The organism is Pseudomonas silensiensis (genome assembly GCF_050434865.1).
GTDB classification, from domain to species: Bacteria; Pseudomonadota; Gammaproteobacteria; order Pseudomonadales; family Pseudomonadaceae; genus Aquipseudomonas; species Aquipseudomonas fluorescens_W.
The window spans coordinates 183,040-191,340 of the sequence record NZ_JBNDJH010000014.1; the positions used below are offsets into that span (position 1 = coordinate 183,040).

Sequence of the window (8,301 nt, forward strand, 5' to 3'; positions counted from 1 at the left end):
CGCCACAACGCCTGTCACAACCACCCGGATTTCTTGAAACTCGCCCACAAACTTACACACCCCACCGCAATAACCCCCAACACCCCGAAATACCCGTAATGCCAACTCAACTCTGGCATGTCTTGAAAGTTCATCCCGTAAATCCCCGCCACCGCCGTCGGGAAGGCCAGAATCGCCGCCCACGCCGCAAACTTGCGCTGCACCACGCTTTGACGTGACGCCTCCAGCAACACCCCAACCTCAATCGTCTGGCTGGCAATGTCCGCCAGGGTCGTCAGGTCTTCCATCTGCCGCGTCACGTGGATCTGCACATCGCGAAAGTACGGGCGCATGTTCTTGTCGATGAACGGGAAACTCAGCTTCTGCAATTCTTCACCGATCTCCACCATCGGCGCCGCAAACCGGCGCAAGCGCAGTACATCGCGGCGCAGGCTGTGGAGTTTTTGAATGTCGCGCTCGTTCAGGGAGCTACACATGACGTTGCGTTCCAGCTCATCGATCTCTGCGTGGATCGCTTCGCCCATGGGCTGGTAGTTTTCGATCACGAAGTCGAGGATGGCATAGAGTACGAAATCTTCCCCGTGCTCCAGCAACAGCGGACGCGCCTCACAACGCTGTCGGACATGGGCGTAGGACGCCGAGTGACCGTTGCGTGCGGTAATGATGTAGCCCTTGCCGGCAAAGATATGAGTCTCGATGAACTCCAGTTTTCCTTCATTTCGGATAGGCGAGTACGTGACGATAAACAGTGCGTCACCGAAGGTTTCCAGTTTCGGTCGACTGTGTTTTTCCAGGGCGTCTTCGATGGCCAGTTCGTGCAGGTTGAACTGGCGTTGCAGGTTGAACAGCTCCTGGGCGTTCGGCTCTTCAAGGCCGATCCAGACAAAGTGGCCAGGCTTTGCCGCCCAGGCAGCGCCTTCATCGAGGGTGATATTGGTGACTTTTTTACCGGCGCTATAAACCGCAGCAGCAACAACTCTACCCATGATAGTGATTCACTTCTTATTGGCAGCTTTCTATTAGCAAAGATGGCAGTGGCAGGCAGTCTCCAGCTTAGCCCTGTCTACTGCTTGAGAGTCAGTGAAATCTGCTGAGTTCGCAGGCAAAAGCTCACAGGCAAAAGAAAACCCGCACAAGGCGGGTTTCTTTTATGCGACTTGCAGTTGCCGATCCATCGAAGCGATGCACTCGCGCATCTGCTCGCGGCACAGGGCAATCAGCAGCGGCATGTCATCCAGGCTCAATCCAGCCGTAGGAATCGCCGGTAACGAGCGGATCAGAATTTTCCCACTGCGCCAACGGTTCAATCGCATGTGTTTAACGTAACTGCTGACACACACCGGAACAATCGGCACGCCGGCGGCAATGGCCATTTGAAAGGCGCCTTTCTTGAACGGCAGCAACTCTTCGCCCAGGTTGCGCGTGCCTTCCGGGAAGACCCAGATCGAAGTGTCTTCATTCTGCAGCGTGTGAGTAGTGGTCAGCATCGACTGGCGCGCTTTCTGCGCATTGCCGCGATCGATCAGCACATTGCCCGCCAGCCAGAACAACTGACCAAACAGCGGCACCCACTTCAGACTCTTCTTGCCGATACACACGGTGCGGCGGGGCACCACGTTGCCAAAGACAAACAGATCGTAGTTGGACTGATGGTTGGCGATGATCACGCAGCTGTCGGGTTTATCCATCAGCGGTCCGACGTCAGCCTTCACCCGCAGACGCAAAATGCACATCGCTGGCCATGCATAAAGACGCGCGCACAAACGGCTGTTGTCCGGATTGAACGGTCGGCACAGACCCAGAAACACCCCAAGCACACCGGCCAGAATAAAGTGCAGGCCCATCAATAACATACGAAACACAAACAGCATTTACAGGCCCACCGGGACAAAAGGTGGCGCAGTGTACGGATGTGCACTGTTTTCGGCAATTGCCGCTATAGAGGTGGGAGATGGGCGATGTTTGAGCGCATGTTTCCGACTTATGGGTCAGACGCGATCTAGAGCGGTTGTAGGCTTTTCAACGGAGAGCGTAAGAAAAAGCCCGACACGACGGTCGGGCTTTTCGGTTTTGCAGGTTTGGACTTAAACCAAAGGTTCCTGATCCAGGATGATCGCGTTGTCCAGCGTCTCCAGCAGCGCTTTACGCACTTTGAGCTTGGTGTTCTTGTGAGCGATCATGTTGATCTTCTTCAACTGACGAGCCGCCGCCAACGCCGCGCCTTGCAGCTCTTCGGCCGACACCACCAGGTCGAAGAACCCGGCATCCACTGCACTTTGCGGATTAAACATCTCTGCGTTGATCACAGAGCGGTGGAACGCCGACTTGCGCAGACGATCACGGGCCAGCTCGATACCTGCGTGGTGCATGGTCATGCCGATCTGCACTTCGTTCAAACCAATGGTGAACGGGCCGTCGACACCAATGCGGTAATCCACCGACAACAACAGGAACGCGCCCTTGGCCACCGCATGCCCAGGGCACGCCACGATCACCGGGAACGGGTGTGACAACAGGCGACGGGCCAGGGTCGAACCGGCAGTCACTAGCGCCACGGCTTCTTTAGGGCCGGAGGTCATCACCTTCAAGTCATAACCGCCCGACAGAATCCCGGGCGTACCGGTAATGATCACCACCGCACGATCAGTCACGGCCTGATCCAGCGCGGCGTTAAACGCAGCAATCACGTCCGGAGAGATGGCATTGACCTTGCCATTGCTCAAGGTCAGGGTCGCGATACCGTCTTCGAGATGGTAAGAAATCAACTCACTCATGACGCTAATCCTTTCAATAAAGTAGGGCAGACGTTACTCACCGCCGCAGGCCAGGTAAAGCGCCGTGACTGACCGCCCAGTCACCCTTTCCCCGCCCGGCAAGCGTCGCCCGCCACGCCCGCCGCGCATTTCCCTCTATATAGAAGCGGGCGCGACGCCGGAGATTGGCGGGTTTGCCATGGATTGGAACCTGCTCGAACGACTAAAACGCTAAGCACATGAAAATTCTGCAAAAAAAGTTTGCCATCGGAAAAGCTTTCGACTACATTAGCGCGCCTCGACAGACAGAACATGTTTGACGAGATACGGTGAAGTGTCCGAGTGGCTTAAGGAGCACGCCTGGAAAGTGTGTATACAAGAAATTGTATCGAGAGTTCGAATCTCTCCTTCACCGCCAAATTCGATGTAACCAAAACCCCTGATTTCGAAAGAAGTCAGGGGTTTTGTGGTTTCTGGCGTCTGGATTTTGTGGATGGCAATGTTATTCACCCAAGCTCATCGGCGAAGACGTTTCCGAAATTCATGCAGGACGGCTGAATAGGCATGTGGGAAGTCATGCTGGAAAGCCAGGTAGCTGGGTGCTCTCATAGGTTTCGGCACCTGACACGAGCCGTTTCGTGAGGGGTATTCGCTTTACGCCTTTGGCGTACAAAATGAATCAACGGCGAGGCACATGACGCGGCCTATTATCTGGAAGGACAAACGCACGTTATGCAGGAACTCACCATGGAACAGGCGGAACTGGAAAAGGTTCACGTGGAGATCGTCAAGCTGATGGCTGAGCAGCGCAAGCTGAACGCCGAGGCCGGGAAGATGACCCGTGAAACTTTTTGGTATCCGGTGGCTGTAGCGACTGGGTTGATTGGCACGGTGGCCACTGTCACAACTGTGTTGGTCAAGTTGCTTTAACCTGTTGGACTGCCCAAGCCCGCTCGAGCGACCGGTCGCAACGTCGCACAATTGTTGTCGGAGCGGATCTGGAGCCGTTTGGGGGTTGAGCAGGACGCCTATTTCACGGTGGATTCCATTGGCACCCCGTTTGCTGGCGGCGGCTTGAACACGGGCTTGCGCGTTACCGTTCGATGTGGTTGGTGACCAACAAAGAGGGCGGAGCCTTCATGGCGCGCGGGGTCCATGGGCAACGCATTTATGTCGACCCGAAAGCCGAAATGGTGATTGTTCGCTACGCCTCCCATCCGGTCGCCAGTAACTCGGCTAATGATCCGGTCACCTTGCCGGCGTTTGATGCGTTGGCTCAACACCTGTCCAGGCTGCCTTGAGTCATTATCCCCGGGCCATGAAGAAGGAAATTTAATGATCACCACCACAACCCACACCATCGAAGGCCGACAAATCACCGCCTACCTGGACATCGTCAGTGCCGAGTCGGTGCAGGGGGTCAACGTTGTTCGCGATATGTTCGCCGGGATGCGGGATTTTTTCGGTGGGCGCTCTCAGACATTGGAGCGGGCGTTGAAGGAAGCACGGATTCAGGCAACCGACGAGTTGAAGGAGCGGGCGCGGGCACTTCAGGCTGATGCGGTGGTGGGGCTTGATTATGAGATCAGCATGCCGGCTGGAAAGGGCGGGATGGTGGTGGTGTTTGTGACCGGGACGGCGGTCAAGTTGAGGTGAATATGGTGACGAGGCCGTTCGTCGGGATGCAATAATTCGAACTACAAGTCCGGTAATGACTGGCTAGTCTCAAAAGCGTTAAAGGTCGATATTTTTCAGGCAAATAGGGCTTGCCGGTGTCGACCCTTTTTTGAGAGGGGAAAGGTATGGCTGATTCGTATATCGAAGACGACGGGTCTGAGTTTCCGATTAACAATTGCGTGCAGTGTGGTCAAGCGGAGTATGTGTCGGGCTTTGGTGAAGATCGGGTCCAGGTCGCCAAAGTGAAATCCAAGAAGCCCCGAACCGAAAAGGCGAATTTCTTGCCCAAGAGGGTGCCGGCGCCTTCCGGGAAGTAACCGTCAAACGGACAGCCCCCGCCATTGAGCGGGGTTTTTATTTTCACAAGGTCGGCTGTCGGGATTTGGACTACAGATACACAACACGCTGTTGGTTTTTTTTCACAAACTTTTCACACCTATCTACGTAGGCTCAACTCATCCGTTAGAAAGCAGTACCTGGCCCGTTCCCCAGCGGGCTTTTTTTTGCCTGTCATAAAACCTTTTCCAAAATCGCTGTCCAACCGTCGCCTATTGCGAGGTTGTACCCGTGCGTGTCTGGACTTTGTCTCCTCTAAAGCATTCAATCTCGTCCCTTTCGGTTACCCCCTTTTTTTGAGGTTCTTGTCATGCGTTTAACACTGCCTGCTTTGGTTCTGGGGCTTTTGGTTGCTCAAGGTGCGATGGCTGCGGGTGACGGCACTGCCGCCATCGGTGGTGGTTTGGGTGGCGCGCTGGGTAATGTGGTCGGCCAGAGCATGGGCGGCAGCACCGGTGCAGCGATTGGTGCTGGTGTAGCGGGCGCAGCCGGCAGTGCGGTTGCCGCACGCAAAGGCAGCCGCACTAAAGCCGCCATTGGTGGTGGTGTCGGCGCGGCCGGCGGCTCGATCATCGGCAACAGCCTGGGCGGCAGGACCGGTTCCACCATCGGTGCAGGCTTGGGCGGCGCATTGGGCGGCGGCGTGGGCAGCAACCTGGCCAAAGGTCATAAGCGTCACTGATCCAGATCGATCAGCTCAAAAAGCCCGGCTTGATGCCGGGCTTTTTGTATCTAGATATTTTTTTCTTCACGCTCTTTGAATCTACTGTTGTCCAACAATCAGCGCTGGTGTGATGAAAAAGCTAGACTCACGCCATCCGTAACGCGTTCTCTTACCCCCGATACGGAATTTAGAGGTTCATATCATGCGTTTGACATTGTCCACATTGGTTCTGGGACTCTTGGTCGCTCAAGGTGCAATGGCTGCCGGTGACGGCACAGCTGCCGTTGGCGGTGGTATTGGCGGTGCGTTAGGTAACGTGGTCGGCCAGCAAATGGGCGGCAGCACAGGTGCCGCGATTGGCGCCGGTGTAGGCGGCGCGGCAGGTAGCGCGGTCGGTGCGAACAAAGGCAGTCGCACAGAAGCGGCTATTGGTGGTGGTTTAGGGTCGGCCGGTGGCTCGGTGATCGGCAATAGCCTGGGCGGCAAGACCGGTTCCACTATCGGTGCAGGCCTGGGCGGCGCGGCGGGTGGGGCAGTAGGCAACAACTTGGGTAACGACAGCGGCAGTTCGCACTCCGGTAACGGCTACAATCATAAGCATAAAAATAAGCACAGAAACAAACATCACTGATTCGTCATTGAGTCACAGCAGAAACCCGGCCTGGCGCCGGGTTTTTTCGTTTCAGGAGCAGGACTCTGGAACGTTTGGTCGTGGGCCGCCTCGAACTTCATACACCCCAGAATGTTATGAGGCATGCCATGACTCCTGAAACCGAAGGCAAGGAAGAAAAAGGCCCGAGCGGGCTTCCGTTTATTAACGATCCAGGAAACGAAGACCCAGGTTCGTTGATGGATGACGCAACAGTGCCGCTCAATGATTCTGATGATGCGGGCGACGTCGGAAATATCGAGTTCGAAGACGAGGAAGAGGATGAGGACGAAGATTGACCCTGCTGTGCGATGGACTCGACCGATCGTCTCTCTGATCGAACGCAATGCAGGGCGCAATCCTCGAAACTTCAGGGCCTGCTTTTCAGGCCCCTCGAGAGGTGGTTTATGAACGCTGATCCGAAAGACTCCGACATCGACGATACCCCCGAATATCCGCTGCCTTCACCGACCAATCCCCTGAGTCGTGATCAACGTCCGCCTGATGACGACACTGCTGTGGAGCAATTGCCGTCTGAGGAAGTGAAGCGTGGGGACGTGGAAGCGAACCCTGATGACCCGGACATTGCTGGAGATGACGGCTCAAGCGAACCGAGCTGAATAAACGCTGTGGTGCAATCGCCGCTCGTTGATTGTGCAGCACCTTTAAAAAGCGATGGCTGCCAGAATTTACAAACACTTGACCCCTAGCACCCTATGCTAGGGGTCGAACCTCTCAACAGGAACCCCGAAAATTTAGTCAATTATTTAGAATTAACGTTGTTCTTAAAGAAATAGAGTTCGTCTGTTGAACCTGACATTTTCTCAATTTTTCCTAAGGTTACGTATTCTTTGAACTCGTTCTCCAAAACGGCTTTGTCAGTATATTTTTTGTATTTTGATGGTAGTTCGCAAGCAAAAATATAGAGTCTCCAAACATCAAATCCGTCTGTCCTTCCATCCGAGCCGTAGTCGAAATCTATACAGAAATCAGGAAAGTAAACAGCGCAGCCGACTCCATGTAGCTCATATGTTATGTCTCCAACAACAGTTCCACACCGCTCTATTTTATTGCTACGCCACAGCCTCAGAATGCATCGAGTACCGAATTTTTCTTCGAGCAAAGAGGTGGCTTTATCGACCATCGAAAGAAAGTCGAATATGAGTTGCTCAAGACTTTCGTTCCTGTAGTTCATCTTCTTCGATGCTCCAGCCGGTCATGCCCAACGTTGTTCGCGGATTCTAGAACTTCATCAATACTGTTCAGCGACCCTCTATGGCTCGCGACATCTCTCACAAGTTTAATGATCACATTTGTTGATGTCTGCCTTGCTGCTGAAGCGCGGTGATGTCCATCCAGGATATAGAGCTTGCCGTCATTTTCGGCGACATCTATTGGGAAATTGGTGTCGAAACCAGTTTCACGCATGTCCTTTGCGATATTTTCTACACGCTTAGTTGAACCTTTGCCAGATAACGAATGCGTTCTAAGTAAAATGCTTGGATCAATGTCATGTATCAGGGAAGGCAGATCGGGCTCACCCTCATCAACCTTAGCCGTCCCCGCCGGATCCTCATCCCCAAACGCCGGCCGCTTACACCCGTCCCCACCCGGACACTCACTCAACCCCAGCGGATCAACCCACCCTGTCGGGTTCCGCGTGTACTGATACCCGTTTAACCCGCCCGCCAACTTGCTCGGATCCGGCGTCAAATACCGCCCAACATCCGGATTGTAGTAGCGATGCCGGTTGTAATGCAGGCCTGTCTCCGCATCGAAATACTGCCCCTGAAACCTTAATGGCTGATCAAGCACTTGATGGGTGTCGCGGTTGAGGCGAGTCAGGCGGCCATAGGCTGTGTATCGGGCGGCCCAGATGATGTCGCCGCTGTAGTCGGTGAGTTCCTGCGGTGTGCCGAGGTGGTCGAGTTGGTAGTAGAACGGACAGGCCCGGTGCGGGCCTTTGCCGTCGAGCATGGCCAGAGGGCGGAAAGTGCCGGGTTCGTAAACGTAGCTGCGGTGGTGATCCTGGCTGTGTTCGGCGACGAGGTGGTCGCCCTGCCAGAAGAACTCGGTGGTTTTGCCGTCGACGGTTTTGGCGATGCGGCGGCCGAAGGCGTCGTAGCCGTAGTTGGCGCTGCGGCCGTCAGGGGTTGTGACGCCGACCAAGCGGTGTTGGCAGTCGTAGCGGTACTCGGTGAGCAGTTTTTGCCCGGTGCCGC

The 8,301-nt window shown here is 54.9% G+C and carries 12 protein-coding genes, 1 tRNA gene and 1 pseudogene; 9 read left to right on the top strand and 5 right to left on the bottom strand.

Annotated features, from left to right (window positions below; all coding sequences use genetic code 11):
- Positions 1-14: 14 nt before the first annotated feature.
- From QF010_RS20730 to QF010_RS20740, 3 genes are all read right to left on the bottom strand, one after another.
- Positions 15-986, bottom strand: a complete 972-nt coding sequence (locus QF010_RS20730) for a magnesium and cobalt transport protein CorA (protein WP_008148819.1) — start codon at positions 984-986, stop codon at positions 15-17.
- Between the two features lie 162 nt (positions 987-1,148).
- Positions 1,149-1,871 (bottom strand): 1-acylglycerol-3-phosphate O-acyltransferase, encoded by a 723-nt coding sequence (locus QF010_RS20735; protein WP_429533833.1) that lies wholly within the window; start codon positions 1,869-1,871, stop codon positions 1,149-1,151.
- Positions 1,872-2,084: 213 nt separating this feature from the next.
- On the bottom strand, positions 2,085-2,774 hold the full coding sequence (locus QF010_RS20740; protein WP_429533834.1) for a crotonase/enoyl-CoA hydratase family protein: 690 nt from the start codon (positions 2,772-2,774) through the stop codon (positions 2,085-2,087).
- Between the two features lie 64 nt (positions 2,775-2,838).
- Between QF010_RS20740 and QF010_RS20745 the strand changes: the two genes are divergently transcribed.
- The 9 genes and pseudogenes from QF010_RS20745 (at position 2,839) to QF010_RS20785 (ending at position 6,699) form a co-directional block, all read left to right on the top strand.
- Positions 2,839-2,988, top strand: coding sequence for a hypothetical protein (locus QF010_RS20745; RefSeq protein ID WP_156363906.1), 150 nt, complete (start codon positions 2,839-2,841; stop codon positions 2,986-2,988).
- 93 nt (positions 2,989-3,081) lie between these two features.
- Positions 3,082-3,171: transfer RNA gene (locus QF010_RS20750), tRNA-Ser, on the top strand.
- A gap of 329 nt (positions 3,172-3,500) precedes the next feature.
- Complete coding sequence (locus QF010_RS20755) at positions 3,501-3,683, top strand: hypothetical protein (protein ID WP_082459027.1); 183 nt, start codon at positions 3,501-3,503, stop codon at positions 3,681-3,683.
- A 21-nt stretch (positions 3,684-3,704) separates the two neighbouring features.
- A pseudogene (locus QF010_RS20760) lies at positions 3,705-4,054 on the top strand (6-aminohexanoate hydrolase); the annotation flags it as partial.
- Between the two features lie 34 nt (positions 4,055-4,088).
- On the top strand, positions 4,089-4,409 hold the full coding sequence (locus QF010_RS20765) for a YbjQ family protein (RefSeq protein ID WP_033055729.1): 321 nt from the start codon (positions 4,089-4,091) through the stop codon (positions 4,407-4,409).
- Positions 4,410-5,076: 667 nt separating this feature from the next.
- Positions 5,077-5,448 (top strand): hypothetical protein, encoded by a 372-nt coding sequence (locus QF010_RS20770; RefSeq protein ID WP_033055724.1) that lies wholly within the window; start codon positions 5,077-5,079, stop codon positions 5,446-5,448.
- 184 nt (positions 5,449-5,632) lie between these two features.
- A complete protein-coding gene (locus QF010_RS20775; protein WP_033055722.1) occupies positions 5,633-6,061 on the top strand; it encodes a glycine zipper domain-containing protein in 429 nt (142 codons plus the stop codon).
- 128 nt (positions 6,062-6,189) lie between these two features.
- A complete protein-coding gene (locus tag QF010_RS20780) occupies positions 6,190-6,378 on the top strand; it encodes a hypothetical protein (protein ID WP_046047922.1) in 189 nt (62 codons plus the stop codon).
- Between the two features lie 108 nt (positions 6,379-6,486).
- Positions 6,487-6,699 carry a hypothetical protein gene (locus QF010_RS20785; RefSeq protein WP_033055720.1) on the top strand — a complete coding sequence of 71 codons (213 nt, stop codon included), beginning with the start codon at positions 6,487-6,489 and terminating at the stop codon, positions 6,697-6,699.
- Positions 6,700-6,842: 143 nt separating this feature from the next.
- Here the strand turns inward: QF010_RS20785 and QF010_RS20790 are convergent, their stop codons facing one another.
- On the bottom strand, positions 6,843-7,274 hold the full coding sequence (locus tag QF010_RS20790; RefSeq protein WP_429533835.1) for a DUF6896 domain-containing protein: 432 nt from the start codon (positions 7,272-7,274) through the stop codon (positions 6,843-6,845).
- The coding region (locus QF010_RS20795; RefSeq protein WP_429533836.1) for an RHS repeat-associated core domain-containing protein at positions 7,271-8,301 on the bottom strand (1,031 nt) is incomplete at its 5' end. The genes QF010_RS20790 and QF010_RS20795, both read right to left, overlap by 4 nt.